This window comes from Pandoraea fibrosis, assembly GCF_000807775.2.
Classification (GTDB): Bacteria; Pseudomonadota; Gammaproteobacteria; order Burkholderiales; family Burkholderiaceae; genus Pandoraea; species Pandoraea fibrosis.
This window is the reverse complement of the sequence record NZ_CP047385.1, coordinates 1,640,761-1,666,886: the sequence shown is the minus strand read 5'-3', so window position 1 is coordinate 1,666,886 and position 26,126 is coordinate 1,640,761. Positions and strand designations below refer to the sequence as shown.

The 26,126-nt window shown below is 63.4% G+C and carries 24 protein-coding genes; 10 read left to right on the top strand and 14 right to left on the bottom strand.

The genetic code is table 11. From position 1 onward, the window contains the following. The first annotated feature begins 24 nt into the window (after nucleotides 1–24). Together kefF and kefC are read left to right on the top strand one after the other, a co-directional pair. Nucleotides 25–747, top strand: a complete 723-nt coding sequence (kefF, locus tag PI93_RS07445; protein ID WP_080759462.1) for a glutathione-regulated potassium-efflux system oxidoreductase KefF — start codon at nucleotides 25–27, stop codon at nucleotides 745–747. Then, nucleotides 747–2,678: a glutathione-regulated potassium-efflux system protein KefC gene (gene kefC / locus PI93_RS07440; RefSeq protein WP_052241053.1), complete on the top strand. Its 1,932-nt coding sequence runs from the start codon at nucleotides 747–749 to the stop codon at nucleotides 2,676–2,678. Before kefF ends, kefC begins: the two co-directional genes overlap by 1 nt. A 62-nt stretch (nucleotides 2,679–2,740) precedes the next feature. On the opposite strand, the gene PI93_RS07435 is transcribed toward kefC, so the two are convergent. After that, on the bottom strand, nucleotides 2,741–3,184 hold the full coding sequence (locus PI93_RS07435) for a hypothetical protein (protein ID WP_042112920.1): 444 nt from the start codon (nucleotides 3,182–3,184) through the stop codon (nucleotides 2,741–2,743). Between the two features lie 271 nt (nucleotides 3,185–3,455). Between PI93_RS07435 and PI93_RS07430 the strand changes: the two genes are divergently transcribed. Continuing rightward, entirely contained in the window at nucleotides 3,456–4,778 is a 1,323-nt protein-coding gene (locus tag PI93_RS07430) for a TIGR00366 family protein (protein WP_039374794.1), read from the top strand. A gap of 122 nt (nucleotides 4,779–4,900) precedes the next feature. Continuing rightward, nucleotides 4,901–5,803 (top strand): hypothetical protein, encoded by a 903-nt coding sequence (locus PI93_RS07425; RefSeq protein ID WP_039374824.1) that lies wholly within the window; start codon nucleotides 4,901–4,903, stop codon nucleotides 5,801–5,803. 98 nt (nucleotides 5,804–5,901) lie between these two features. Here PI93_RS07425 and PI93_RS07420 read toward each other — a convergent pair whose 3' ends face one another. The 7 genes from PI93_RS07420 to PI93_RS07390 form a co-directional block, all read right to left on the bottom strand. Continuing rightward, nucleotides 5,902–6,309, bottom strand: a complete 408-nt coding sequence (locus PI93_RS07420) for a DUF4148 domain-containing protein (protein ID WP_039375846.1) — start codon at nucleotides 6,307–6,309, stop codon at nucleotides 5,902–5,904. A gap of 238 nt (nucleotides 6,310–6,547) precedes the next feature. Then, nucleotides 6,548–7,495, bottom strand: a complete 948-nt coding sequence (locus PI93_RS07415; protein ID WP_039375845.1) for an SRPBCC family protein — start codon at nucleotides 7,493–7,495, stop codon at nucleotides 6,548–6,550. After that, entirely contained in the window at nucleotides 7,479–7,835 is a 357-nt protein-coding gene (locus tag PI93_RS07410) for an ArsR/SmtB family transcription factor (RefSeq protein ID WP_039375842.1), read from the bottom strand. Before PI93_RS07410 ends, PI93_RS07415 begins: the two co-directional genes overlap by 17 nt. Before the next feature lie 54 nt (nucleotides 7,836–7,889). Then, on the bottom strand, nucleotides 7,890–8,801 hold the full coding sequence (locus PI93_RS07405) for a bestrophin family protein (protein WP_039375836.1): 912 nt from the start codon (nucleotides 8,799–8,801) through the stop codon (nucleotides 7,890–7,892). 365 nt (nucleotides 8,802–9,166) lie between these two features. After that, nucleotides 9,167–10,105, bottom strand: coding sequence for a 3-hydroxyisobutyrate dehydrogenase (gene mmsB, locus PI93_RS07400; RefSeq protein ID WP_052241147.1), 939 nt, complete (start codon nucleotides 10,103–10,105; stop codon nucleotides 9,167–9,169). 20 nt (nucleotides 10,106–10,125) lie between these two features. Beyond that, nucleotides 10,126–11,625, bottom strand: coding sequence for a CoA-acylating methylmalonate-semialdehyde dehydrogenase (locus tag PI93_RS07395; RefSeq protein ID WP_039375824.1), 1,500 nt, complete (start codon nucleotides 11,623–11,625; stop codon nucleotides 10,126–10,128). Between the two features lie 161 nt (nucleotides 11,626–11,786). Further along, on the bottom strand, nucleotides 11,787–13,025 hold the full coding sequence (locus PI93_RS07390; protein ID WP_039375818.1) for an ABC transporter substrate-binding protein: 1,239 nt from the start codon (nucleotides 13,023–13,025) through the stop codon (nucleotides 11,787–11,789). Between the two features lie 151 nt (nucleotides 13,026–13,176). Between PI93_RS07390 and PI93_RS07385 the strand changes: the two genes are divergently transcribed. Next, nucleotides 13,177–14,154, top strand: a complete 978-nt coding sequence (locus PI93_RS07385) for a LysR family transcriptional regulator (RefSeq protein ID WP_144400302.1) — start codon at nucleotides 13,177–13,179, stop codon at nucleotides 14,152–14,154. Here the strand turns inward: PI93_RS07385 and PI93_RS07380 are convergent, their stop codons facing one another. Next, nucleotides 14,155–15,135, bottom strand: coding sequence for a LysR family transcriptional regulator (locus PI93_RS07380; protein ID WP_080759522.1), 981 nt, complete (start codon nucleotides 15,133–15,135; stop codon nucleotides 14,155–14,157). Nucleotides 15,136–15,232: 97 nt separating this feature from the next. On the opposite strand from PI93_RS07380, the gene PI93_RS07375 reads away from it, so the two are divergent. Next, a complete protein-coding gene (locus PI93_RS07375) occupies nucleotides 15,233–16,480 on the top strand; it encodes an MFS transporter (RefSeq protein ID WP_039375813.1) in 1,248 nt (415 codons plus the stop codon). A 101-nt stretch (nucleotides 16,481–16,581) separates the two neighbouring features. Here the strand turns inward: PI93_RS07375 and PI93_RS07370 are convergent, their stop codons facing one another. After that, the gene (locus PI93_RS07370) at nucleotides 16,582–17,439 is read right to left on the bottom strand and encodes an arylamine N-acetyltransferase family protein (protein ID WP_039375807.1); all 858 of its coding nucleotides are present in this window, start codon (nucleotides 17,437–17,439) and stop codon (nucleotides 16,582–16,584) included. A 108-nt stretch (nucleotides 17,440–17,547) separates the two neighbouring features. On the opposite strand from PI93_RS07370, the gene PI93_RS07365 reads away from it, so the two are divergent. Continuing rightward, a complete protein-coding gene (locus PI93_RS07365) occupies nucleotides 17,548–17,994 on the top strand; it encodes a GFA family protein (RefSeq protein ID WP_039375803.1) in 447 nt (148 codons plus the stop codon). A 63-nt stretch (nucleotides 17,995–18,057) separates the two neighbouring features. Here the strand turns inward: PI93_RS07365 and PI93_RS07360 are convergent, their stop codons facing one another. Beyond that, entirely contained in the window at nucleotides 18,058–18,591 is a 534-nt protein-coding gene (locus PI93_RS07360; RefSeq protein ID WP_039375852.1) for a glyoxalase superfamily protein, read from the bottom strand. A gap of 320 nt (nucleotides 18,592–18,911) precedes the next feature. Between PI93_RS07360 and zapE the strand changes: the two genes are divergently transcribed. Then, a complete protein-coding gene (gene zapE, locus PI93_RS07355; RefSeq protein WP_039375799.1) occupies nucleotides 18,912–19,952 on the top strand; it encodes a cell division protein ZapE in 1,041 nt (346 codons plus the stop codon). A gap of 37 nt (nucleotides 19,953–19,989) precedes the next feature. Here the strand turns inward: zapE and PI93_RS07350 are convergent, their stop codons facing one another. Beyond that, a complete protein-coding gene (locus PI93_RS07350; RefSeq protein WP_236105642.1) occupies nucleotides 19,990–20,883 on the bottom strand; it encodes a LysR substrate-binding domain-containing protein in 894 nt (297 codons plus the stop codon). A gap of 104 nt (nucleotides 20,884–20,987) precedes the next feature. Here PI93_RS07350 and PI93_RS07345 point away from each other — a divergent pair, with 104 nt between their 5' ends. Beyond that, a complete protein-coding gene (locus PI93_RS07345; protein ID WP_039375847.1) occupies nucleotides 20,988–21,764 on the top strand; it encodes an NAD(P)H-dependent oxidoreductase in 777 nt (258 codons plus the stop codon). Between the two features lie 129 nt (nucleotides 21,765–21,893). Here PI93_RS07345 and aceE read toward each other — a convergent pair whose 3' ends face one another. Continuing rightward, nucleotides 21,894–24,566, bottom strand: coding sequence for a pyruvate dehydrogenase (acetyl-transferring), homodimeric type (gene aceE, locus PI93_RS07340; RefSeq protein WP_039371072.1), 2,673 nt, complete (start codon nucleotides 24,564–24,566; stop codon nucleotides 21,894–21,896). Between the two features lie 149 nt (nucleotides 24,567–24,715). Here aceE and PI93_RS07335 point away from each other — a divergent pair, with 149 nt between their 5' ends. Then, the gene (locus PI93_RS07335; RefSeq protein ID WP_039370829.1) at nucleotides 24,716–25,174 is read left to right on the top strand and encodes a MarR family winged helix-turn-helix transcriptional regulator; all 459 of its coding nucleotides are present in this window, start codon (nucleotides 24,716–24,718) and stop codon (nucleotides 25,172–25,174) included. An 18-nt stretch (nucleotides 25,175–25,192) separates the two neighbouring features. On the opposite strand, the gene PI93_RS07330 is transcribed toward PI93_RS07335, so the two are convergent. After that, entirely contained in the window at nucleotides 25,193–26,071 is an 879-nt protein-coding gene (locus PI93_RS07330) for a transketolase-like TK C-terminal-containing protein (protein WP_144400304.1), read from the bottom strand. Between the last annotated feature and the right edge of the window lie 55 nt (nucleotides 26,072–26,126).

The window sequence follows — 26,126 nt, the reverse complement described above, 5'->3', positions numbered from 1 at the left end:
CACGAATGCGGTATTCTCCCCGGCATGACTGCCCCCGCATCCACCCGCCTCTCGAGCGCTTCCCATAACTCCGACGCCGCGATCCATGCCGGTGCGGATCGTCCCATCTATGTCATCGTGGCGCATCCGCGCTGGCGCGACTCACGCGTGAATCGCCGCCTGCTCGATGCCGCTCGCAGCATCGCCGGTGTCGACGTCAACGATCTGTACTCGACGTACCCCGACTTCAGCATCGATGTCGCGGCAGAACAACGACGTGTCGCCCGGGCCGACCTGATCGTGCTGGTCCATCCAATCTATTGGTACAGCATGCCGCCACTGCAAAAGCTCTGGCTCGATGAAGTGCTGTCGTGGGGTTGGGCCTACGGCCACGACGGCCATGCACTCGCCAACAAGGACCTGTGGCTCGTGGCCAGCACGGGCGGCCCGGCATCGAGCTACCGCCCCGAGGGCTACAACCAGCATGATTTCTCGGCCTTCCTGCCCGCTTACGAACAAACGGCACGGCTGTGCGGCATGCGCTTCCTCCCGCCGCATGTGTTTCATGGGGCGCGACGCAGCGACGATGCCACCCTCGATGCGCATGTGAGCGAGTTCGCCGGCCGGTTGGCAACGTATCCGCTGTGGCCGACGCTGATCTCGATGGCGGACGCGCCCGAATGTCAGGACATTCCGGCAACGGATCGTCCGGGTGGCGCGACAGACAGCGCCCCCACCACCACCGCAGACACAGGGAGCGCCGCCTGATGGAACATGTGCCCGCCTGGTTGCTCGCCAGTCTGATCTACCTCGCAGCGGCCGTCATCGTCGTGCCGCTGTCCCGTGCTCTGGGGCTCGGCGCGATCATCGGTTACCTCGCCGCGGGCATCGCGATCGGCCCGTGGGGTCTCGGTCTCGTCTCGCGCGTGGAAGACGTGCTGCACTTCGCCGAGTTCGGCGTGGTGCTCATGCTGTTCCTTGTCGGCCTCGAACTGGAACCGCGACGACTGTGGAATTTGCGACGACCGATCTTCGGATGGGGATCGGCGCAGGTGCTGGGCTGCGCTGTGCTGCTCTTCGCGGTGGCCATTGTGGTGGGCGCGCCGTGGCGCATCGCTCTCGTGGCAGCTCTCGGCCTCGCGTTGTCGTCCACTGCGATCGCCTTGCAAGTGATGGCGGAGCGCAATCTGCTCGCCACGCCAAGCGGTCAGGCCGGCTTCTCGATCCTGCTGTTTCAGGACGTGGCCGCGATCCCGATTCTCGCGCTGCTGCCGCTGCTCGCCAACTCGGTCGACAGCCACGTAATGACGGGCACCGCGCGTGCGCTCGAAGCATTGAAGATCGTGGGCGTGATTGCCGCGATCATCCTCGGCGGGCGCCTCGCGTTGCGCCCGTTGCTGCGTTGGATCGCCAACAGCCGCACCCCCGAGATATTCACTGCGGCGTCGCTATTGCTGGTCGTCGCCATCGCCGCCCTGATGCAGTGGGTCGGCCTGTCGATGGCGCTCGGCGCCTTCCTCGCCGGTGTGCTGCTCGCCGAGAGCGAATACCGGCGCGAACTGGAAACCGACATCGAGCCGTTCAAGGGCCTGCTTCTCGGCCTGTTCTTCATTGCCGTGGGCATGAGCATCGACTTCGGTGTTCTGCTTGCGCAACCGCTTCGCATGATCGCCGTGGTCGTCGGCTTCATGGCGCTGAAGGGGCTGGCCATTTACGGGGTATCGCGACTGATGCAACTGCCCTATCAGGAACGGCCGATCTTCACGCTGCTGCTCGCGCAGGGCGGCGAATTCGCTTTCGTGGTGTTCCAATCGGCAGGACCGCAAGTCTTGCCGCCGGCTGTGTCGTCGTTCCTGATCGGCGCCGTTGCACTGTCAATGCTGATCTCGCCACTGCTGCTCGTGGCCATCGACAAATGGCTGTTGCCGCGCTACAGCCTGAAGGGATCGCCCCTCATGGAAGAAATTGCCGAGCCGCAGTCAGCCAGCGTCGTGATTTGCGGTTTCGGACGCTACGGCCAGATCGTCGGCCGGGCGCTGGTGCCGCAAGGCGTGTCGGTCACGGTGCTCGACCATGATCCCGACACCATCGAGAGCCTGCGTCAGATCGGCTTTCGCGTGTTCTATGGCGACGCCACGCGTCTCGATCTGCTGCGCATCGCGGGGGTCGCGCAGGCGCGCGCCGTTGTCGTGGCGGTCGACGATGTGGATCAGTCGCTGGAGATCGTGGACCTGATGCGCGAGAACTTCCCCAACGTTCCGGTGGTGGCGCGGGCGCGTAACGTCGGCCACTTGTTCCAGCTTCGTGATCGCGGCGTGAAACACATCGAGCGGGAGGTCTTCGAGTCGTCGCTGCGCAGCGCGCGCTCGGTGCTGGAGGAACTGGGCTGGCCTGCTGCCGAAGCCCGCGAGGCGACGATGGCGTTTCGTCGCGCCAATCTGCAACTCACCGACGAGATGTATCCGGCCTATCAGGATCGCAACAAGATGATCGCCACGGCCAAGGAAGGCCGCCGTCAATTCGAGGAACAGATGACGCGCGAGCGCGAGCAGCGTCGTGCTCAGCGGCAGGTCACGTTTGGCTGGGACGGCGAAACGGCACCCGACATGACACCGGCACCCGCCCCGTCCAACCCATCGGCATCCGTAACGTCCCGGCCTTCCGGCAATCCGCCCACCCCGGACGACAGCCGCACCTGAGTCTCACAGGCCCTCAGACCGGCAGCGCCCCCGGGGCACTTTGCCCGTGCCTGCGGATTCGCTTACATCGCGCGGGCGAAACCGTCGAACGGACGGAAATGTCCTTCGGCCGGCGCCGTCGCATCCGCACGCAGGCGCGCTTCAGCATCGCTGCCAGCCAGCCCACGATAGTAAAGATGCACGGCGATGGCCGCCGAGTAACGGCGGATTTCCACGAGCGTGAGATGCGCGTGCTCGGCCGACGTGAACATCAGATACGGCGATTCCTCTTCGATCAACCCCGCAACCTGATGCAGCCCGTGGCGATGCAGCACTTCCGCCAGCTCGTCGCGGCTGCGGTGCGTGTTCGCATCGGTCGCCGGGTACATCATGCGCAGCAAGACAAGCGGATGCTCGGCACAGGCCAGCGACAGCGCCTGCACGACGGCGTGGCTGTCGAGCGCCGTCGCTACGGCGTCACCTTCAGGACGATGCTGCGGGAAGAGTTGCTCAAGGGTCAGCGTCATGATGAGTCCAGTACGAAAAGCTGCGAAACAGCCACAGCGGACTCCACAGTCTAAGCATCTGTGTGTCGCCGATATACGTTCTCCGGCGAATACCTGCGTTGCACGCACTGCAACAATTACCAAATATTTCACGACCGGGATCACAGCGCCGTCACGCGCGCATGCCACACGCGCTGCCGCTTTGGCATTACGCAGTTTTACGTCATGTCCTTGCCGGGAGGGCGTGGCAGAATGCCGAAATTAATATGTTAACAATAAGGAAGAGGCAACTGTGGTCAAGCGTATTTCCCTTTTTTTCACGCAAGTGGTGCATCGCTTTTTGCCCGACCCACTCATCTTTGCGATTTTTCTCACCATCATGACCTTCGCGTTGGCCTTGGGTTTCACTCCCAAGACGCCGGGCGATCTCGTGTTGTTGTGGGGCTCGGGATTCTGGAATCTGCTCGCCTTCTCGATGCAGATGGCGATGATTCTGGTGACCGGTCACGCCCTCGCCAGCTCCGCGCCGATGAAGCGTGCCATGGCCGCGCTGGCCGGCGCGGCGCGATCGCCGGCACAAGCGACGATGATGGTCGCGTTGCTCGCCGGCGTGGCGTGTGCGATCAACTGGGGCTTCGGCCTCGTGCTCGGCGCCATGTTCGCGCGTGAAGTCGCGCGCCAGGTGAAGGGCACCGATTATCGTCTGCTCGTCGCATGCGCCTATATGGGCTTTCTGACGTGGCACGGCGGGTTGTCCGGTTCGGTACCACTCGTAGCGGCAACGCATGGCAATCCGATGGAAAAGGTCGTCGGACTGATTCCCGTCTCACAAACGCTTTTCACCGGATACAACGCCTTCATCACGATCGGATTGATCGTCATGCTGCCGTTGCTCGCGCGCGCGATGATGCCGCGCCCGAACGAAGTGGTATCGGTCGATCCGAAGTTGCTGGTCGACGAACCGACCCACGAGCGCGTGCTTGGCCCCGACGCCACGCTCGCCGAAAAGCTCGAGGAAAGCCGCCTGCTCTCCCTGCTGGTCTTCGTTCTGATCGCCGGGTACCTCATACTGCGCACCCTCACCAAGGGCTTCTCGCTCGATATCGACACCGTGAACATCGCATTCCTCGGCATCGGCATTTTGCTGCACCGCACGCCGATGGCCTACGCGCGCGCCGTGGCGAATGCGGCACGCGGCGCGTCCGGCATCATGATCCAGTTTCCGTTCTACGCCGGCATTCAGGCAACCATGGATCACTCGGGACTCGCCGGCGTCATCACGAACTGGTTCATTGAGATCGCCAACGCGCATACGTTCCCGCTGCTCGCTTTCCTCAGCTCGGCCGTGATCAACTTCGCCGTGCCTTCGGGCGGTGGCCACTGGGTCGTGCAAGGGCCGTTCGTGATGCCCGCCGCGCAAGCGCTGGGGGCCGACATGGGCAAGGCCGCGATGGCGATTGCCTACGGCGAAGCGTGGACGAACATGGCGCAACCGTTCTGGGCATTGCCTGCACTCGCCATTGCCGGGTTGGGCGTGCGCGACATCATGGGCTATTGCGTCACGGCCCTGCTGTTTTCGGGCGTCATTTTCATCGCCGGCATGTATCTGTTCTGACGCGCCGTTCAAGCATGCCGGGCGCGATGGGCAGCGATCCTGCACGACGCCCGGCCATCGCTTGATGGTATGATTTTTGCCGACGCTGACAAGATTCATACCTCATGCGATATCCCGACCAGATGTCCGACACGCTAGCGGTAGCCGTCGCGGAAGCTGACCATGTCATGCGCCATTGGCAATACGATGTCGATGGTCCTGTGGCAATTGGTTCGGACTCCCACAAACGCATGTTCTGCCGCATGCTGCTCGAGTCCCACAACCCTTACAAGCCTTCGGTCATCGACTGGCCGACGCTGCCTGCCGATGCGCTCAAGCGGCTGACTGCCCTGCCCATCTGGGACATTGCCGTGCAGACCGAAGGCCGTGCGTCGATACGCGTGGCCACCTACGCCGGCACGATTCAGGACCCGCTGTTGCGCGAGGCGCTCGTCATGGATGGCGAGGAAGAAGCACGCCACAAGGTCGTACTCTCCAAGCTGGTCGAAGCCTACGGCATCGAACTCGCACCCGAACCGCCCTATCCGCCGCCCAAAGACGCCGAATGGGCATGGATGAAAACCGGCTTTAGCGAGTGCATCGACAGTTTCGTGGCCTTCGGTCTGTTCCGTTCGGCCCAACGCTCCGGCTACTTTCCGGAGGCACTGGTCGAGACCTTCGAGCCCGTCATTCAGGAAGAAGCCCGCCACATTCTGTTCTTCGCGAACTGGGTGGCGTGGCACCGGCGCAATCTGCCTTTCTGGAAGCGACCGTGGTTCTATGCACGCGTCGCGGCGGTCTGGGTCACGTTGATCTGGGATCGCATGGCGATTGCACGCGGCATCGATACCGATGGTGTGGCGCGAGACGCCAATTTCCCCGCGACCGGCACCGCCGACATCGGCGAGTCGCTCAAGCCGCGCGATCTTATCGCCCTGTGCCTGGAAGAAGATGCACGACGCATGGACGGCTACGACAAGCGCCTGTTGCGCCCGACCTTCGTGCCCAGGCTCGCGCGCATCGCGCTGCGGTTCATGAAAGCCTGAGCCTCGCCACGGTCGTACCCATGTAAAAAAGCCGTCCCGAGTTTCTCACTCGGGACGGCTTTTGACTTTGCTACGACAGCCAGCGAACGATTGGCTGATTAGCTGCCTTGGCTGACGTCCAGTTCGCCGGCGGCGCGGGCGCGGGCCAGTTCCTGCTTCACCTCGGCGCGCGACACGCTCGGACCTTGCGAAGCGACGATCGGGTAGTCGACGTCGTTCTGTGCCATCAGGCCTTGCGCACGTGCCTGAGCCAGTTCGGCCTTCACGTCGGTGCGGCTCTTGGCCGGGCCCGAAGCGACATACACCGGATAGTCGGCGTCGCCGTGCGGGATCACTCCTTGAGCACGGGCCTGTGCCAGATCGGCCAGCACGGCAGCACGCGTGAGCGGCTGACCTTGCGAAGCGACTTCAGGATAGTTGTTGCCATTTTCTGCTGCGTTGCTGGCAACGGCACCGAGCGAGGCCACGGCGGCGATAAGGGCGATTGCGATGTTCTTGCGGTTCATTTTCCTAACTCCTGTCTAGTTGCGACGACTTTGTTTTGAATTGCGCCGTCGATGGAAGGAAGTCTAGAACTCGCCGCAGTAATGAAAAACGCGATATTTGTCGAGGAACTATTGCGTCGTTCGATGAGAATCGATCGCACCAAATCGGTGCGCTCATTCATGACAAACGCCGCTCCCCCTCACGAAACCGAGGGGAAAGCGGCGTCAACGACACGAAAGAAAGGGAGAGGGTGACGGCTCAGTCTGTGAGCGATGCGCCGAGGGCGTCGAGCAGGAACTGCGTGCCACGCTCGCGCGAACCGGCGTCGTCGTAGCCATCCAGAAAGGCACCTTGCTCGGTCATGACGAGATGCGTGCCGCCGTCGTGCGCACGAAGATCAATCGTCGCGAGCGACACCGATATCTTGCGGGTATCCAGATGCATTTCGTAGGAATAAACAAGCCGCGTATCGGGCACGACGTCGAAATACACCGCATCGAACGTCGACACCATACCGCTTGTCCAGCGCCCGCTCACACGCTCCCGTCCGCCGGGCCGGGCATCCATCGAGCGCTCCAGCACCGTGAGCCCCTCACTGCTGGCGAACCAGCGATCCTTCGCTTCGCGCTCGGTCAGCGCCCGAAAGACGCGGGCGGGAGAAGCGGGGTACTGACGCTCGATGCGGAAAGTCGCGTGCACCACACTGCGCTGCGTTGGCTCCCCAGCCTCGCGCATGACTTCGCGACCGAGTTTGTCCAACGTCTGCGTCCAGCCGGCGCTCGCGCCTTCGGGCATCCAGGCATAGGCAGGATCGTGCACGGTATAGCGTTGCTCGACGTCCAGACGCGTACCTTGCGCCACATCGGTGAACGATGCCGTCGTGAGTGCGCCGAACAGCGCCAGCCCTTTGGCATCGGTCACTTCCATGTCGATCACGAGGCGCCGGGGCGCATCGATCTCCAGGAAACGTCCTCGAATCCAGTGCGCTTCGCCTTCCGGCGATTCCATTTTCAGGTCGAAAGCGCCGCCCACGCGGGCCTCGATCTTCGCTTCCGGGACGGTGTAGCCCGTTGGACAAAACCAGCGCTTCACCGCCTCGGTCGTTGTCCAGGCTCGAAATACCGTTTCCCGTGAGGTGGCGTAAGTCCGGCCGACCGTTAGCGGCTGCGGCTTTGCCGCAGTCTGGGTTTCACTTGCTGTCCTCATGAAACGCTCCTTCGGGGGGCAGGCTGGCCAGATACTCGCCCAAACGGTCGAGGTGACCTTCCCACTCGTGACGGCGCTGGTTGATCCATCGTTCGGCAAGGCTCAGCGCCTGGGGTTCGATCCGGCACGTGCGCACACGGCCGGCCTTTTCCGTTCGCACCAGCCCCGCACTCTCGAGCACGGCCAGGTGCTGCATGACTGCCTGCAACGACATCGCCAACGGCTGGGCAAGCGCACTCACCGACGCCGGCCCCTGCGCGAGCCGCACGAGCATTGCGCGGCGCGACACGTCGGCCAGTGCCTGAAAGGTCAGATCGAGGGCGTTGTCATGGTCAAGCATGTGCTTGAGTATAGACGTTCAAAAAACTAAAGCAAGAACTTTAGTATCGACGCCTCAAGTGATGATGTGGTGATCGCGCGGCCGTACCTGGGCGGTGTGCTGACGGTGAAGGACTTCGCGCAGCGATTGCTCGATGGTCTCGGACATGGCGTCGAGCGCGAGGTCGTTCGGCTCCAGCCCGAACGGCTCCTCGATCTCGGCGCTGACCGCTTCGAGCGCAAAGAAGGTGTACGAGATGAAGGCCACGATCACCGGGGTCATCGGACCAATGGAGTCGACCAGCCCGAACGGCAACAGCAGACTGTAGAGGTAAGTGACGCGATGCAGGATCACGCCGTAGGTGAACGGAATCGGCGTGGTCGCGATCCGCTCGCAGCCCCCGATGGCTTCGCCGAGGCGGTCCAGATGCATTTCCATGACCTGAGCAAGCGGTGCGTCGATCTGCCCTTGCCTGCGGCGCTCGCGCAGCCATTCGCCCGCCATGAGGAGGATCGTGATCGGTTTGAACTGCTTGCGCGTGAGGCACGCCACGTCTTCCGTGCCGAGCAGTCGCTCGAAGTCGGCACGGGGATCGGTACCGCGCAATTGATGGCGCATACCGTGCACGAAGGCGATGAGATAAGCAACGAAGCGCGGCGAATCCGAGGTATCCGACACCAGCGTCATCGACTGGCGGGCCAAGGCGCGCGTCTCGTTGAGCACGCTGCCCCAGAGCATGCGGGCTTCCCAGTAACGGGCGTAGCTCGTGGTGTTACGAAAGCCGAGAAAGATCGCGAGCGTAATACCGATCAGCGAGAACGGGATGAACGTCAGCGGAATCTTCCATTCGAAGATGCGCCCGTGGGCGAGCGTGACGACAATCGAAATGATCGTGGTGAAGATGAGCTGCGGGGCGATCTTGGGCAAGATCGAGCCGCGCACGACGAAGAGCATGCGCAGCCAGTGCAGATTGGGTCGAACGATCATGGCAACAAAAGGCGCTCGCAAGCGCGCGAAGACCGGCTGTGGGGGAAGCCGCTGCGGCGCGATGATACGCCCATATTGGCGGGTTTGAAATGGTTGCAACCGATTGAAACATCGCCATCCGGTGTGCGCACGCGTGGCGAGAATGCCAATACGCTGTCGTGGCGCGCCTCGGGCCAATCACGATCATGAACGTCTCGCACCATATGATCTCTTACGGACCGGCGCTCACGGCAGATACCGGTTCGGGTCGGTTCGTATCGGTTCGTATCGGGGGCGTCCGCCCCAACGGTCTGGACCATCTGCAAAAATCAACGCCCGTCGGCCGCAAAGCCGACGGGCGTTTGGTCCGCCTGACCCGACGAGAATTACTTCACATCGAGTGCCTGCGCCAGCGTCACCGGGTCCTGAAAAATGCTTGAGAAGTCGAGTGCCCCATGGCCGTTAGCGCGATGCACCTCGAAGATGCGCCGTGCCAGATCGCCCAGTGGGGTGGCCACATCGCTGGCCTCGGCCGCCCCGTGCGCCAGACGCAAATCCTTCGCCATCAGATCGGTGGCAAAGCCACCCGTGTAACCGCGCGAGGACGCCGCATTCTCCATCACGCCCGGACAGGGGTTATAAACCTCCAGCGTCCAGTTGCGGCCCGAGCTTTGCTGCATGACCGCCGAGAGCACCTTCGGGTCGAGCCCGTTGGCAATGCCCAGACGCAGCGCTTCGCTCGTGCCCGCCATCAGAATGCCCAGCAACATGTTGTTGCACAGCTTGAGCGTCTGCCCGGCGCCCAGCGGACCGCCGTGATGGATCGCTCGCCCCATGTCAGCGAGCAGCGGACGCATGCGCTCGACGAGCGCCGCGTCGCCCCCCACCATGAAGGTGAGCGTGCCGGCGGCTGCCCCCGCCGTGCCGCCTGAGACGGGCGCGTCGAGCAGTCGCGTGCCCGGTCGCGCGAGCTTCGCCAACTGACGGGGAATTTCCGGCGGCACCGTGCTGCTGTCGATCAGCACGGCGTCGGGCGCGGCATTCGCGAGCACGCCGTCCGGACCGTCGTAGGCGGCCAGCACATGCTCTCCCGCCGGCAGCATCGTGATGACCACCTGCGCATCGCGCACGGCGTCGGCAATGGACGTCGCGGCATGCCCGCCGGCCGCGGCCAGTCGGTCCACCGCGCTGCCGGACAAATCGAAGCCACGCACCGCATGTCCGGCCTTGACCAGATTGGCCGCCATCGGCCCGCCCATGTTGCCAAGGCCAATGAACGCGACACGCAACGCCCCTTGTGTTCCTTGTTGAGTCTCTGTAGCCATCGTCGGTCTCCGAGCGTGCGTTACTTCAGCGTGATCGTGGTGTTCACGCCCGACGGGCCTGTTCCCCGGGCCTGCCAGCGGGCCGTCACGGTCTTGGTCTGCGTCCAGAACAGAATGGCCTGCTTGCCGTTCGGCCCCAGATCGCCGAGCTTCGAGCCACGCGAACCGGTGAAGCTGAACCAGGCGACCGGCACCGGAATCGGCAGGTTGATGCCGACCTGACCGACATCGATCTCGTTCTGGAACTGACGCGCGGCGCCGCCGTCCTGCGTGAACAGCGCCACGCCATTGCCGTTCGGATTGGCATTGACGAACGCGATCGCTTCGTCGAGCGTATCGACGCCCGCCATACACAGCACTGGTCCGAAAATCTCGTCGCGGTAGATCGACATGTCGGCCGTCACGCCATCGAAAATGGTCGGGCCGACGAAATTGCCTTCCGGCGCTTCCTTGACCGTGTGACCACGACCGTCGAGGAGCAGCTTTGCCCCCTCTTCCACGCCGGCGCCGATGAGTTTCTCGATGCGGGCACGCGCTTGCTTCGACACGACCGGGCCCAGATCCGCCTTGCGATCGGTACCCGGCCCCACCTTGAGTGCGCGGGCGCGCTCGACCAATTCGGGCACCCACTCGCGCGCCTCACCCACGAGCACGGCAACGGACGTTGCCATGCAACGTTGCCCCGCCGCACCGAACGCCGCGCCCAGCAAATGATTGATGGCCTGCTCGCGATCCGCATCCGGCAGGATCACGCAATGGTTCTTCGCGCCCATCATCGCCTGACAACGCTTGCCCGCTTCCGACGCGCGACGATAGATATGCGTGCCGACATGCGTGGAGCCGATGAACGACACCGCCTTGATATCCGGGTGATCGCAAATGGCGTTGGCAATGTCCGGGCCACCATGCACGACGTTGAGCACCCCCGGCGGCAACCCGGCTTCCAACGCCAGTTCCGCCAGGCGCAGCGATGCGCTCGGATCTTGTTCCGACGGCTTGAGTACGAACGTGTTGCCCGTGGCTACCGCGAGCGGGAACATGAAGCACGGCAGCATCACCGGGAAGTTGAAAGCCGTGATGCCTGCACAAACGCCCAGCGGTTCGATCAGCGTGTAGACATCGACGCCACCGGCGGCATTCTGCGCGTACTCGCCCAATTGCAGAGACGCAATCGAGCAAGCATGTTCGACGACTTCCAGGCCACGTCCGACTTCGCCTTCGGCGTCGGGCAACGTCTTGCCGTGCTCGCGCGTGATGAGCGCAGCGAGTTCACCTGTGTGATCGCGCAGCAGTTGTTGAAAGCGCAGCATCACGCGCATGCGGTTCGCTTGCGAGGTATTGCGCCAGCTTTTGTAAGCCGCCTTGGACGACGCCACGGCGGCTTCGAGTTCTTCAGGCGTTGCGAACGGCACGCGGGCGACCACTTCCTGCGTCGCCGGGTTCACAACGTCGCGCCACTGCGAGGACTTCGACTCGACACGTTTGCCGTCGATGAGCAGCGGAATGGTGGGTAGGGACATGACAGACTCTCCAGAGCGATACGAATGCGGGAAGCAAGCTAGCCCTTGGGGCTTATGCCACTTCGGGGTTCGGGGAATGGCGGGCTGCGGCGAGTGAGCACGCAGCGCCGCCGGCACTTACAAGATAGGCAATCGCCTGCGCCATGGCGATTCGCCGAGGCTCACTTCGCTGCCGTGCTCGTCTTCACGAGCGAGCAGGTCGATTTCGACAACGGTTGGAAGGCCTCCGTCGCTGGCACCGTCGCGACCTTGGTGTAGTAATCCCACGGGCCTTTCGACTCGGCGGGCGACTTCACGCGGAACAGGTACATGTCGTGGATCACACGGCCGTCCGGGCGAATCGACGCGTTATGCATGATCGGATCGCGAATCGGCATTTCGCGCATTTTCTGCGCGACGACCTTGGCATCCACGCTCTTCGATGCAGCGACCGCGCGCAGGTAATGCAGCACGCTCGAATACACGCCCGCCTGCACCATCGTCGGCTTCAGATCCTTGTATTTCTTCTGAAAGCGTGCCGACCAGGCGCGCGAGGCGTCGTCGAAATCCCAGTAGAAGCCATCGGTAAACATCAGGCCTTGCGCCGTGTTCAGTCCCAGCGCATGCACGTCCGACAGGAACACCAGCAGTGCGGCGAGCTTCTGGCCGCGTTGCACGATGCCGAATTCACGCGCCTGCTTGAGCACGTTGACGGTATCCTGCCCGCCGTTCGCCAGTGCCACGACCTGCGCCTTCGAGCTTTGCGCCTGCAACAGGAACGACGCATAGTCGGACGCGTTGAGCGGGTGCCGCGACTGGCCCACCACCGTGCCGCCGAGCGTCTTCACGATATCCGCGGCGTCTTTCTCCAGCGAATGTCCGAAGGCGTAGTCGACGGTGATGAAGTACCACGACTTACCGCCATCGCCGACCACCGCGCGTGCGGTTGCCGCCGACTGGGAATACGTGTCGAACATCCAGTGAAAGCCCGTTGGGGAGCAATCTTCGTTCGTCAGACGTGTGGTCGCCGGGCCCGAGAACAGCACGACACGCTGCTTGTCCATCGCCAGTTTCTGGACGGCAAGTGCGGCAGCGGAATTCGTCAGGTCGGCAATCGCATCGACGTTGTCGCGGTCGAACCATTCGCGCGCCTTGTTGGCGGCGACGTCGGCCTTGTTCTGATTGTCGGCCGAGACCAGATCGATCTTCATGCCCTTGCATTCGGCCGCCAGACAATCGTCGATGGCCATCTGCGCGGCCACGACCGAACCGGCGCCCCCCATTGCGGAATACGTGCCCGACATGTCGGTCAGCACGCCCACCTTCACCGCACGGTTCGGCAGTTCCGCCATCCCCGATACCGACGTCAACCCCAAGCCCGCGCCGAGTCCCAGCGCGAGCAGCCACGGCTTGATCTTCATCGCTTTGTCTCCTTCAGGTCCTTTCAGGTCTCTTATGCTTTCGTCGCCATCGTCTATGCGTGGCGCTCATAAATTGTATTTGTGCGAATTTGCTTTACATAGCGAAAATCTGCATCTACTTTGTGCATAAATGCACATAGGAGACCGGGCGATGGCTCGCATTGCAGCAACACGCCCGTCGGGCATCGTTGGCGCTTCGAGCGCAGAACCGCGGCCCGACTGGGACGATCTCCGGTACTTTCTGGAGGTCGCGCGAACGCAGCGAGTGAGTGCGGCAGCGCAGCGTCTGGGGGTCGATCACACGACCGTCTCGCGGCGCGTGCGCGCGCTGGAGCAGTCGCTGGGCACCCTGCTGTTCGACAAATCGCGCAACGCGGGCTTCGCCCTCACGCCCGAAGGTCAGCAGCTTCTCGTGCACGCCGAGCAGATGGAGACAGCGCTGCAATCGGCCTGCGAGCAAGTCGCCGGACTGGGACAAACGCTCTCGGGTCATGTGCGCATCGGGTCGACCGAAGCGTTCGGCACCTACTTCATCGCGCCCGTGCTTTCACGCTTCCAACGCGAATACCCCGCCATCGATTTCGACGTCTTGCCCGTGCCGCGCTTCGTGAGCCTCTCGAAGCGCGAGGCCGATCTGGCGATCACCATCGAGCGGCCACAACGCGGGCCGTATGTGTGCAGCAAGCTGTGCGACTACCGTTTGCTGCTGTATGCAACGCCCGGCTATCTCAAGCAGTACGGCAACGTCGCCACGTTCGCGGATCTGCGTGGACGTCGGTTCATCAGCTACGTCGACGAACTCAGCTTCAGTAACGAATTGCGGTATCTGGAAGACATCGTGCCCGGATGCGATGTCGTGCTGCGCAGCACGAGCGTCATTGCGCAATATCAGGCGGCATTGCAGGGCGAGGCGTTAGCGATCCTGCCTTGCTTCATGGCGGCGCAAGACCCTCGGCTGGTGCCGTTGCTGGTCGACGATGTGGTCGTCACGCGCAGCTTCTGGATCTACTGCCACGAAGAGTTGCGCACCCTCAAGCGCATTACGGTGCTATGGGACTATCTGCGCGACGCAGCGCAGCGCAACGACGCCCTGTTGCAAGGCACCGCCGGGCAACTTCAGTGGCGCTGATCAGCGAACCTTGCGCTGCTCGGCGTCGATCACGGGGGGAATGGCACAGCGCATCGCTTCGATGAAACGGCGCAGGCGTGCCGGGTAATACTTCGCGTAGGGATAGATGATGTACATCGGCAACGGCGTCGGACGCCATTGCGGCAGGAGCTGGATCAGCCGCCCTTGCGCCACGTCCTCGGCCATCACCCAGGCGGAGCACACACAGACCCCAAGCCCGCGCATTGCGGCACTGCGCAATGCATAGAGATTGTCGGTACTCATGCGCGGATCGAATGTGATGCGGACCGATTCCCGCGTGGTGTCATGGGTGAGCGTGATGTCGTTGCGATAGAACGTCGAGTGCGAGAGCCACGGCAACGTCGTGAGATCCGAGGGGTGCGCGGGCGGCGCATATCCTGCGAGTAATTCGGGCGACGCTACGGCGATGCGCGGCACATCGATCAACGAGATCGCCACGTTCGATGGGTCTCGCAGCTCGCCCACGTGTATCGCGCAGTCGAGTCCTTCGGCGATGAAATCGGGCTCGCGGTCCTGCAAGAACCACTGCACCTTCATGCCCGGATAGCGCTCAAGAAACTCCGCCAGCGGTCCGACCATCATTTCCTGCCCGAACGCATGCGGCACCAGCACGCGCAAGGTGCCCTCCGGATCCTCGCCCGTGCCACGCAGATCGGCCTCGAACGCCGCCCAACTTGTCACGAGCTCCTTCGCCCGCGCGAAGCAACGCTCGCCGTCTTCGGTGAGCTTCATGCGGTGTGTCGAGCGTTGGAGCAATCTCAGCCCCAGCGAACGCTCAAGCATTTGCAGTCGCCGGCTGACGGTCGGTTGCGTGGTGCCGAGCAGCGCGGCGGCGGCCGACAGACTCCCGGCCTCGACAATGCGCACAAACGTCTGCATCAGTTCGACACGGTCGGCGCCACCGCCCCGGCTGGCGGAGGCGTCGGCACTGGGCGGCAGGGGTTGAAAGGGCTCTGTCATACGTCACACGTATAAAGGTTCTACGGATTATAGGTCTACCGCTGCACCGCACCAAGCGGGACACTACGCCCCACACATCGCTACTGGAGTCCCTCACATGCGTTCCGCTCAAACTTGCGACGCGGCCGACACGAACAGCCCCCCGCCGGCTGCCACCAAGGCGCAGCCCGAGTTGTCCGCCCGGTTGATCCTGCTACTGGCCACCGGCACGGGCCTGACCGTCGCCTCGCTGTACTACGCCCAACCGATGCTCGGCATCATGACCGACGACATCCACGCGGCCAATACGACTGTCGGCTGGGTGCCCACGCTCACGCAGCTCGGCTATGCACTGGGCATTTTGCTGCTGGTGCCGCTGGGCGACATCGTCGACCGCCGTCGCATCGTGCTGGTCAAGGGTGCGATTCTGACGCTCGCGCTGTTGCTCGCCGCGTTCGCACCGGGCATCGGAACGCTGCTCGTCGCCAGTCTGGCGATCGGTCTGACCGCGACGATGGCACAGGACATCGTGCCCGCCGCCGCTGCCATCGCGCCCGAATCGATCCGGGGTCGCGTGGTCGGCACGGTCATGACCGGGTTGTTGCTGGGCATTCTGCTCTCGCGGGTTGTCTCGGGTTTCGTCGCGCAGAATTTCGGCTGGCGCGCGATGTACGTCGTGGCCGCCATCAGCGTGGCGGGCTTTGGCGTGGTGGCATGGCGTAGCCTGCCGTCGTTCCATCCGACGACACAAATGACCTATCGTCAATTGATCGGCTCAGTCGCCAGCCTGTGGCGTCGTCATCCGGCGCTGCGCCGTGCCGCCGTGGCGCAGGGCTTGCTGTCAGTCGGCTTCAGCGCATTCTGGTCGACGCTGGCGGTCATGCTTCACGAAGCCCCGTTCCATCTCGGCGCCGCTGCGGCGGGCGCCTTCGGTCTGGCGGGGGCTGCGGGGGCGCTGGGCGCACCGTTGGCCGGTCGGATCGCCGACCGCAAAGGACCGCAGATCGTGACGCGTCTAGGGGCCGGTCTGGTGGCCGTGTCATTCGCCGCCATGCTGTTCGCCCCGTTGCTCGGCGCGCATGCGCAGTTGTGGTTGATCGGTCTGGGCGCCATCGGTTTCGATCTTGGAGTACAGGTGGCGCTGGTTTCACATCAGACCATCGTGTACGGGATCGAGCCCCCCGCCCGCAGCCGTCTGAACGCGGTGCTGTTCGTGGGCGTGTTCATCGGCATGTCGATTGGCGCCGCCCTCGGGGCGCAGGCACTAGCACTCTGGGGCTGGACGGGCGTGGCATCGCTCGCCACGTTGGCCGCCCTCGGCGCTCTGACTGTGCGGATGTGGCCGGGCACAACCTCGGCACACTGATGCCCTGATGCGCGGCCGGAGTTAAGGCAACGCAAACGAAAAAGGCTGCCTCCCGAGCGAGGCAGCCTTTTCTTTTGACGTCAACGTGCCAGCGACGTGGCTCAGCCGGCCGCCTTGGCCGCGCACGCACTCGCCCGGTCGTGCAACGCATCGGTATCGATACCGTCCAGCGACAGACCGAATCGCTCGCGCAGTATCTGTGCGAGTTGTGCGCCCGACGCGATATTGGTTTCCGCCACGAATTCGCCCTGCGCGGAACGTTCGGTGAGCGTTGTGTTGAGCAGCGCGATCCGCCCTTCAGGCAGTACACGGCACACGATGAGTTGATTCAGAAAGATCGAATCCGGCGCACTCGACGTGTACCAATTGCCCAGCTTGTAATCGATCCACTCGGCAGGCTTCGGCGTGAAGCGATACACAGGCAGCCATCGCTGTGCCGAACGCACGCTCAGGCGGTATTCGCCCGGCGGCGCGCCATCGTCCCCGCCGACCGTTTCCAAACGGAACGTTTCCAGCTTCGTCGATTGCGGTTCTGCCGAGTGCAGACGCAGCGGCGCCGTGAGTGTGACGGAACCGAAGCCCACGTCAGCCAGCCAGGCCTCGCCATCCAGATCGACGCGCAACAGCATATGCGTGAGCGGCGCTTCCACGTCGAACGAACGCCCCCAGGCAACGCGTCCGATCAACGGGGTCACGACGAACCCCAGATGCATCAGCGCGTTGGCGAACAACGCGTTCTGCTCGAAGCAGTAGCCTCCGCGCCCACCGTCGAGCAATTTGGCGACGATCGACGGCAAGTCGACCGCCACCGGCCGCCCGCGAATCGGATCGAGATTTTCGAACGGAATCGCCAACGGGTGCAGCGAGTGCACGGCACGCAGGACGTCGAGCGTCGCTTCACGCGGACCGGTATAGCCAATACGCCGGAAATAGCGCTCTGGATCGAAGGGATGAGACATGCCTGACTTCCTCGTTCGGGATGCGGACATACGCAGAGCACATACGTTAGCGCATTCGTCGTATCCTTGCGCACTACCCCGGTAATCGCGGGGACATTCAAGGCTTCCATGACAGTCACGAAAACCCCGCCAGACACAACGATCACCGTAGCCTGCCAATGCGGCGGGGTCTCGATGTCGCTGACCGGCGAGCCCGCCGCGCGCGCCTTGTGCCACTGCAACGCCTGCCGCGACTTCTACGGCAGCCCGATATTGGCCGCAACCGCCTGGGCGCCCTCGCAAATATCGATGACGGGCACGATCCAAACGTTTGCCCACCCGTCGCGCAAGATGACGCGGCGCTTCTGTGCCGACTGCGGCGAAACGCTGCACGGCACCAATCGTCTGGAGATGTACGTCGTGCCGAACGCGTTGCTCGCACGCGCTCACGACGCAGCGCTGCCCGCCAGCCTGCAACCGACGATGCATCTGTTCTATCGACACCGCGTGCTGGACGTGCAGGACGATCTGCCCAAATACCTCGATGGCTGGGATGGTCCGCGCTACGGGGAATAACCGCGAAAGGTAACGACGGTCATCGCCATCCGGCGCGACGACCGGTCGCAAGCGCCGACGCGCTCAGTCGTCGCGTTCGCAGAAGCGGATGTGATTATTGAACGGGTCGGTCACCGTCATCTGCTTGCCCCAGTCGAGCGACTCGATCCCCGGATTCATATTGGGATAGCGCTTGCCGGACAGCTCGCGTTGAAACGCCTCAACCCCGCGCATGAAGACGAACGTCGTGGCACCGGGACTTGCGTCGCCGAAATGGCCCGACAAATGCAGCGTCAAACCGGCACGGGACACCTGGCAGTAGAGCGGCATGCCATCCGCGAAACGATGCTCCCAATCGAGCCGGAAGCCCAGAAAGTCCACATAGAATTCGCGCGCCTTCGCTTCGTCGAAGATGCGATGGATCGGCGCTACGGTGTCGAAGACGATGCCGTCGCCCTCGACAGACGCGAGCTTCGCGGCGAGCACATTCCAGTCCGCAAAGCCGAACTGGGCGGCAACGGATTCCAGCGCTTGTGCGTGGGAGATGTCGATGCCCTCGCGGGCGAGACGCTCGCGCAGGGACTTGGCCATGATTTTGGCGTCGAGATAGGTTCGCATGTTTGCCATCCTTGATAACGTTCGGCAGCGACGAATTCGATCAGCGCTCGCGTTACTGATGCTCGTCGCCTGATGAACGGGACGGACATGCGATTCCTGCGATGCTTTCACCGTGCCCGGCAACCGGGTGCGAGCGGCAGGCAACATCGGCCTTGCGGCGATTCTAGCAGCATTTCTCGTACCCCAGACAGCCGACCGGCGATGCCAAAATGCGATGGCCGCGTGCCGAATTCCGTATTGGCCGGCACTGCGCGGCACCGGTATAGTGGCGCTCGTCGGCCGACCCTACGTCTGCCCTGCTATTCCGGAGTCTCCCTTTCATGATCGACGCCGCGCGCGTAACGCAAGCGCTGGCCGAGCGCCACCTTCACCCCGACCTTCGACAACGCGAAGCTATCGCCGCACTGACCCAGTTCACGGGCGCAGGCACGCCTCGAGCCGCGTTCGACGGTGTGTATTGCTACGGCTTACCCGGACGTGGCAAGAGTCTCGTTGTCGACGCGGCGTTCACTGCGGCCGTGTGCGAAAAGCGGCGCGTGCATTTCCATGAATTCCTGCGTGACGTTCATCGCCAGTTGGTGCGGGAACCGACATGCGACGACCGGCTCGCCGCTGTCGCCAATCGCTGGCTCGAAGGAGTGGAATTGCTCTGCTTCGACGAGTTTCACGTTCACGACATTGCCGACGCGTTCCTGATCGGGCGCTTTCTCGACATTGCGCTGGCGCGCGGCGTGCGGCTGGTGCTGACGTCAAACTATGCACCGCAGCAGTTGCTGCCCGACCCCGAGTTTCACGAGCGCTTCGAGCCGACCATCGCGGTGATTCTGCAACACTTTGCGATCATTCATTTCGATGGCACGACGGATTACCGCATGGGCGGCGAAGCGGCACGACTGCCGCGCTGGATCGCGCCGCTGGATGTCGCCCGCGACGTCTTGCCAATGCGGTACACCGAGTTGGAAGGCATGCCTGCGTCGGCACCGTCGGAGGTCACGTTGGCCGGCCGCCCTCTGCCCGCGCGAAGCGCAGGAAAGCATGTGCTGTGGACGAGCTTCGACGACCTGTGCGTCGCCCACCGGTCGCATCTCGATTACCTTGCGCTTGCCGAGCACTGGCAATCGCTGATTGTCGACGACCTGCACGTCGAGCGCTTGCAACGTCCGGACACGTTGCAACGATTTCTGTGGTTGATCGACATCGGTTACGACCGGCAGCGTACATTGCTGATCGCCTCGGACGCACCGCTCATCCCCGCGCTCGACACCCTGAGCGACTGGCGCGATCTGTCGCGCACGATCAGTCGTCTGGCAGAGATGGGATCGCTCGATTACGAGCGCCGCACGCTCATTCGTCCTCGCTGACGATCCCGGCGACACCCCGACACCCGGACTGAATCCGCTACACGACGCTGGCGATGCACGCCCGCAGCCAGTCATGCGCCGGATCGCGATGCACGCGCTCATGCCAGTACATCGAGATCTCGAAACCGGCGACGTCCACGGGCGGGGCCATCACTTGCAAGGCAGGATCGCCACGCACCAGCCGCTCGGGAGCCATGGCGACCAGATCGGTGTTCGCAAGCGCGGCGCGCAGAAATAGAAAATGCGGCACCGACAGCACGACGCGGCGCGACACCCCGAGCTGCGCGAGTGCGTCGTCCGTGCTCGCGTGAAAGCCGCCACCGTCTTGTGAAACGATGGCGTGCTCCAATTCGCAGAACTGCCGGACGCTCGGACGCCGCTTGAGCTTTGGATGTCCCTGGCGTCCCACCAACACATAACGCTCGGTGAACAGCGCCTGACGCCGCAGCCCTTCCGGTGCGTTCTCCGTGGTGTGAAAGGCGATGTCGATGACGCCCTGCTCCGCTTGCCGTGTCAGCCGCGACGGCGCCAGGTCGAAAGCGGCAAGCCGCGTGTTCGGCGCCTCCGAGCGCAGGCGTTGCAACAGCGGCAGGACGATCGTCGATTCGGTGTAGTCGGTCGCGGCGATGCGCCAGGTCAGGTCGGCGTTCGCCGGCTCGAAGGGCGCTGCGGGTGCCACTGCCCGCGAAAGCGATTCGAGCGCGTCGCGCAGCGGCTCGCGCAACGCCTCGGCGCGCGCGGTCGGACGCATGCCGCGCGGCCCCGGCAGCAACAGTGGATCGTCCAGCAAGTCGCGCAATTTCGCCAGATGCACGCTGACGGCCGGCTGCGACATGAACAAACGCTCGGCGGCGCGCGTGACGTTCTGCTCGGCCAACAGAACGTCGAGCGTAACAAGCAGATTCAGATCGATACGGCGCAAATTAACCATGGTTATACCTGGCATATCAGGAATTCATTTCCAATATACCTTCCGCACGCCTACTCTGCACTCGTTCCCTGAATCGAATGTGCCGAATGGCCATGGAGTTTGAAATGAATGTGCTGATCGTCTACGCCCACCCGCAACCGCAATCGCTCAACGGCGCGATCCGGGATTTTGCCGTGCAACGTCTGCAAGCTGGCGGGCATCACGTACAGGTGTCCGATTTGTATGCCATGCAATGGAAGACCACCATCGACGAGCACGACGCGCCGGAGCGTGACCCGAGCGAGCCGTTTCACGCATCGCTCGACTCGAAGCAGGCGTTCGAGCGCGGGACACAGCGCGCCGATATCGCCCGGGAACAGGAGAAGTTGCGCTGGGCGGATACGGTCATCCTGCAATTCCCACTGTGGTGGTTCTCGATGCCCGCGATCATGAAAGGATGGATCGACCGCGTGTACGCCTACGGCTTTGCCTATGGCGTGGGCGAACACTCGGACACGCACTGGGGCGATCGCTACGGCGAGGGATCGATGGCGGGCAAGCGTGCGATGTTGATTGTCACGACCGGCGGCTGGGACTCGCACTACAGCGCACGCGGCATCAATGGGCCCATCGACGACGTGTTGTTTCCGATTCAGCACGGCATGCTGTTCTATCCCGGGTTCGATGTGCTGCCGCCATTTGTCGCCTTCCGTACCGGCCGGGTTGATGCCGAGCGTTTTGCCCGGATCGAGCGCGAGCTTGGCGAACGTCTCGACACGCTCGCCACCACGGCGCCGATTCCCTATCGCCGGCAGAACCACGGGGCCTACGACATTCCTGCACTCACGCTCAAGGACGATATCGCCGTCGGCCAGACGGGCTACGCCGCGCATATTGGCTAACGGCCAGCGCCACAGTCTGCCGCGCTGGCCGTCGTGTCGGCGGACTCGCCCGCTATCGAAAAAGCGGGCATGGATGACTGAATGGAGAGCGCCGGGCCAGCCCCGGCGCTCTCCATCAGCCCCGCCCCCTCAAACCGTTGCCGGATCGAGCTTCTCCGGATCGATCCCGTACTTGCGAATCGCTTCGGCCACGCGCTCGCGCGGTACCTCCCCCTCGTCCGCCAGCGCACCCAGCGCAGCCAACACGATGAAGTGCCGGTCCACCTCGAAGTACGTGCGCAGCGATTCGCGCGTGTCCGAGCAACCGAAGCCATCGGTGCCCAGCGTGACGAAGCGGCGATCGCGCACGAACGGCCGGATCTGGTCCCCGACGATCTTCATGTAATCGGTGGCCACCACGACAGGCCCCTTGTGTCCCGCAAGACACTGCTCAACGTAGGGCACGCGCGGTGCCTGCTCTGGATGCAACAGATTCCAACGCTCGACGGACAGCCCTTCGCGCCGCACCTCGGTCAGGCTCGTCGCACTCCAGATGTCGCTATGCACGCCAAAGTCTTCGCGCAACAGATCGGCGGCAGCCATCACCTCCCGCAGAATCGCGCCACTGCCCATCAGTTGCACTCGCGGCGCCTGTGCCTCTTCCTCCACGCCCTCACGCAACAGATACAACCCTTTGAGAATCCCGGCCTGCGCACCTTCGGGCATCGCCGGATGCGCGAAATTCTCGTTGAGCAGCGTGACGTAGTAGTAGACGTCCTCATCTTCGACGTACATGCGTCGCATGCCGTCTTGCAGAATCACGGCCAACTCGTACTGGAACGTGGGATCAAAGGCGACACAGTTTGGAATCACCGAGGCCAGCACATGGCTGTGGCCGTCATCGTGTTGCAACCCCTCGCCCATGAGCGTCGTGCGCCCTGACGTCGCGCCGAGCAGGAAGCCGCGTGTGCGCGCGTCGCCGGCGGCCCAGGCGAGATCGCCAACGCGTTGCAATCCGAACATCGAATAGAAGATATAGAACGGGATCGTGGCGAAATCGTGCGTGCTATACGACGTGCCCGCCGCTATCCACGACGCCATCGCCCCCGATTCATTGATACCCTCCTGAAGAATCTGCCCGTCCAGCGCTTCCTTGTAGTAGCTGAGCTGCCCGGCGTCCTGCGGGGTGTAACGCTGCCCCATATGGGAATGAATGCCGATCTGGCGAAACAACGGCTCCATGCCGAACGTGCGCGATTCGTCAGGCACGATCGGAATCACACGCTTGCCGATCTCCGGGTCCTTGAGCAACGTCGTGAGAATGCGCACGAACGCCATCGTCGTTGACATTTCCCGCTCACCCGAGTCCTTCAGTTGCGCGGCAAACGTGCTGAGCGGCGGAATCGCCAGTGGCGCACGCAGGCCGAAGCGTGCGGGTAAGTGTCCGCCCAGCGCGGCACGCCGGGCCGCGAAGTAACGGCCTTCGGGACTGTCCGGCTCGGGGCGAAGGTACGGCATCTCTGCCAGTTGATCGTCGCTCACAGGCAAGTCGAATCGGTCGCGGAACGCGCGCACGGCGTCGGCACTCATCTTCTTCAACTGATGGTTGACGTTCTGTCCCTCGCCCGCTTCGCCCATGCCATAGCCCTTGACCGTCTTTGCGAGAATCACCGTAGGTCGCCCTTCGGTGCGCATCGCTTGCGCGTAGGCGGCATACACCTTCAGCGCGTCGTGGCCGCCGCGGGCGAGTTGCCAGATGTCGTCGTCGCTCAGGTGCGCAACCATCGCCAGCAATTCCGGCGACGTGCCGAAGAAATGCTCACGCACGTATGCGCCGCTTTGCGATTTGAACGTCTGATAGTCGCCGTCGACGCAGGCCATCATGCGCTCGCGCAGCAGGCCGTGCGTATCGCGCTCGAGCAAGGCGTCCCAGCCGCTGCCCCAGATCACCTTGATGACGTTCCAGCCCGCCGCGCGGAAGGTCCCCTCCAGCTCCTGAATCACCTTGCCGTTGCCACGCACGGGACCGTCGAGACGTTGCAGATTGCAGTTCACGACGAAGATCAGGTTGTCGAGCCGCTCGCGTCCGCCCAACGAAATCGCGGCGAGCGCTTCGGGCTGATCCATCTCGCCATCGCCGAGGAACGCCCACACCTTGCGGCCCTGATGCGGCTTGAGGTGGCGATACTCGAGATAGCGCATGAAGCGCGCCTGATACGCGGCGGTGAGCGGACCGAGCCCCATCGACACCGTCGGGAACTGCCAGAACTCGGGCATCAGGCGCGGATGCGGATACGACGAAATGCCCTGACGTCCCGCTTCCCGACGGAAGTTGTCGAGCTGCGCCTGCGTAATGCGTCCCTCGACGAAGGCACGGGCGTAAATGCCCGGCGCGGAGTGGCCCTGAATGTAGATCATGTCGCCGTCGAACGTGTCGGTGCGGCCACGGAAGAAGTGGTCGAAACCCACGTCGTAGAGCACGGCAGCCGACTGATACGTCGCGATATGCCCGCCGACGTTCGAGTGCTTGCCGGCACGCAACACCATCACCATCGCGTTCCAGCGAATGTAGGCGTTGAGGCGACGTTCGATGGCGAGGTCGCCCGGGTAAGCCGGCTGGCGCGACGTTGGAATCGTGTTGACGTAATCCGTTGTCACCCGCCCGTGAAAGTCGCCGTGCCGCGCGAAATCCCAGGCGGCGAGCCGGTCGATCAGAAAATGCGCACGCGAACGACCTTCCACCGTGGTGACGCCCTCCAGCGCGTCGAGCCACTCGCGCGTCTCCTGAATATCGGTGTCGGTCCCAGCAGCGGGGGAATGCATGGCGGCGTCGGCCACCACGGGCGGTTGAGTCATGACATGCCTCCTTGAAATAGGGCAACAGATCGATTGCAATTGCAATCGTATTGAGGAGCATTCTAGCCATGTACAATTGCAACTGCAACTGACATCCGAATTCGACAAGGACACCCATGAGTACGACCGAACCCGATCTCTGGTTTTCTTTCGTGCGTGCGCACCGCACGATGATTCGCGAGATCGAGCGTCGTCTGGCGCAGGCCGGGCTGCCCGCTTATGCGTGGTACGACGCGCTGTGGGGACTGGAGAGCGGCCCGCAAGGCACGCGACGCATGCACGAGCTGGCGGATGTGCTCGCCATCGAGCGCTACAACCTCACGCGTCTGATCGACCGGCTCGAACAGGAGGAGCTGGTCACGCGCATGCGCGATCCGGACGATGGACGCGCGGCCTACGCCACGATCACCGACAAGGGCCGCGCGCTAAGAAAGCAGATGTGGAAGGTGTATCAATCCACCGTGTCCGAGCTGTTCCTCAGCCAGTTTCGCGAGCGCGATGTGCGTCCGGTGGCAGAATCGCTGGACCGCGCGACCGAAGCGGCACGATCGTTTCTGGCCGAGACAAAGCGGTAAGCCGAAGCGTCGGTACGCTCATGCCAGCCCGTACCGGCGCGTTGCATCGGCGATGCGAGCGCGCGGCAGCGCGCCGTCCTCGACGAGCAAGCGAAGTGCGTTGAGAACAATCCATCGCACACCGGGTACATGACCGGCAGTCACGTCCTTGCCGGAACCCTCGTCGCCATCCCTGTCGTCGCTGCCCAACGCCAGAAAGCGTGCCGGAACAAAAGCACCGATCTGATTCGCGATGTGGCGTGCGTAGCCGGTCACTGCCAGCACCGGGGCGCGCCCCCCTGCGAGGCAGCGGGTGAGGTGGGCTTCCTGCGCCGGTACGTCGAGGCCCCGTAGCGCCCGATGTTCGACCTCTGCCGCTTCGCGCGCCAATCGCGTGTAACTGGGACAACTCCACACTTCGCACGCCACACCCCAATCGAGCTGAAGCCAGCGGGCCGCCTCCAATACGCTCGCCAGCGCGCTTCCCGCGCCACACAGCCGTATGGCATAGGGAGGATGGGTGTCCGGGAGCGCTCGCAGGCGATACATGCCTCGGAACGCGTCGCACGCCTCTTGCGGGCTTAACGGTGACGTGGCAGTAGAGGGCACATCGTGCGCACTCAGATAGCAGAAGCCGGATTCGCCGCGCACGTACAGCGCGTCGAGCGCTGCGCATAGCAACGCTTGCAGCTCCTGCGCCGACGCAGGATCGTAAGGCAGCCACGCCGGCTGCGCCGCGAGCCACAACGGCAACTCTGGCCGGACCCGGCGTTGCCGGTCGGGCGATGAAAGCGTTGCGTCATTCAGGAAGATGCCGCGACCTGCAACGTCGCCCTCCGACGGGAGCCGTATGCCCGTCGCTTCGACCGCTGCCGCCAGCACGCCACGTAATGTCGGCGAATGAAGCAGATACAACAACGGGCGCTCGTAGGACGGTGTTGTACGGAACCACGTCGCAACGACGCTCGGTAAT

What these genes read in the sequence shown, in the direction of transcription:
- kefF (WP_080759462.1), top strand. Translation starts at nt 25, where the DNA reads ATGACTGCCCCCGCATCCACCCGCCTCTCGAGCGCTTCCCATAACTCC.
- kefC (WP_052241053.1), top strand. Translation starts at nt 747, where the DNA reads ATGGAACATGTGCCCGCCTGGTTGCTCGCCAGTCTGATCTACCTCGCA.
- PI93_RS07435 (WP_042112920.1), bottom strand. Translation starts at nt 3,184, where the DNA reads ATGACGCTGACCCTTGAGCAACTCTTCCCGCAGCATCGTCCTGAAGGT.
- PI93_RS07425 (WP_039374824.1), top strand. Translation starts at nt 4,901, where the DNA reads ATGTCCGACACGCTAGCGGTAGCCGTCGCGGAAGCTGACCATGTCATG.
- PI93_RS07420 (WP_039375846.1), bottom strand. Translation starts at nt 6,309, where the DNA reads ATGAACCGCAAGAACATCGCAATCGCCCTTATCGCCGCCGTGGCCTCG.
- PI93_RS07415 (WP_039375845.1), bottom strand. Translation starts at nt 7,495, where the DNA reads ATGAGGACAGCAAGTGAAACCCAGACTGCGGCAAAGCCGCAGCCGCTA.
- PI93_RS07410 (WP_039375842.1), bottom strand. Translation starts at nt 7,835, where the DNA reads ATGCTTGACCATGACAACGCCCTCGATCTGACCTTTCAGGCACTGGCC.
- PI93_RS07405 (WP_039375836.1), bottom strand. Translation starts at nt 8,801, where the DNA reads ATGATCGTTCGACCCAATCTGCACTGGCTGCGCATGCTCTTCGTCGTG.
- mmsB (WP_052241147.1), bottom strand. Translation starts at nt 10,105, where the DNA reads ATGGCTACAGAGACTCAACAAGGAACACAAGGGGCGTTGCGTGTCGCG.
- PI93_RS07395 (WP_039375824.1), bottom strand. Translation starts at nt 11,625, where the DNA reads ATGTCCCTACCCACCATTCCGCTGCTCATCGACGGCAAACGTGTCGAG.
- PI93_RS07390 (WP_039375818.1), bottom strand. Translation starts at nt 13,025, where the DNA reads ATGAAGATCAAGCCGTGGCTGCTCGCGCTGGGACTCGGCGCGGGCTTG.
- PI93_RS07385 (WP_144400302.1), top strand. Translation starts at nt 13,177, where the DNA reads ATGGCTCGCATTGCAGCAACACGCCCGTCGGGCATCGTTGGCGCTTCG.
- PI93_RS07380 (WP_080759522.1), bottom strand. Translation starts at nt 15,135, where the DNA reads ATGACAGAGCCCTTTCAACCCCTGCCGCCCAGTGCCGACGCCTCCGCC.
- PI93_RS07375 (WP_039375813.1), top strand. Translation starts at nt 15,233, where the DNA reads ATGCGTTCCGCTCAAACTTGCGACGCGGCCGACACGAACAGCCCCCCG.
- PI93_RS07370 (WP_039375807.1), bottom strand. Translation starts at nt 17,439, where the DNA reads ATGTCTCATCCCTTCGATCCAGAGCGCTATTTCCGGCGTATTGGCTAT.
- PI93_RS07365 (WP_039375803.1), top strand. Translation starts at nt 17,548, where the DNA reads ATGACAGTCACGAAAACCCCGCCAGACACAACGATCACCGTAGCCTGC.
- PI93_RS07360 (WP_039375852.1), bottom strand. Translation starts at nt 18,591, where the DNA reads ATGCGAACCTATCTCGACGCCAAAATCATGGCCAAGTCCCTGCGCGAG.
- zapE (WP_039375799.1), top strand. Translation starts at nt 18,912, where the DNA reads ATGATCGACGCCGCGCGCGTAACGCAAGCGCTGGCCGAGCGCCACCTT.
- PI93_RS07350 (WP_236105642.1), bottom strand. Translation starts at nt 20,883, where the DNA reads ATGGTTAATTTGCGCCGTATCGATCTGAATCTGCTTGTTACGCTCGAC.
- PI93_RS07345 (WP_039375847.1), top strand. Translation starts at nt 20,988, where the DNA reads ATGAATGTGCTGATCGTCTACGCCCACCCGCAACCGCAATCGCTCAAC.
- aceE (WP_039371072.1), bottom strand. Translation starts at nt 24,566, where the DNA reads ATGCATTCCCCCGCTGCTGGGACCGACACCGATATTCAGGAGACGCGC.
- PI93_RS07335 (WP_039370829.1), top strand. Translation starts at nt 24,716, where the DNA reads ATGAGTACGACCGAACCCGATCTCTGGTTTTCTTTCGTGCGTGCGCAC.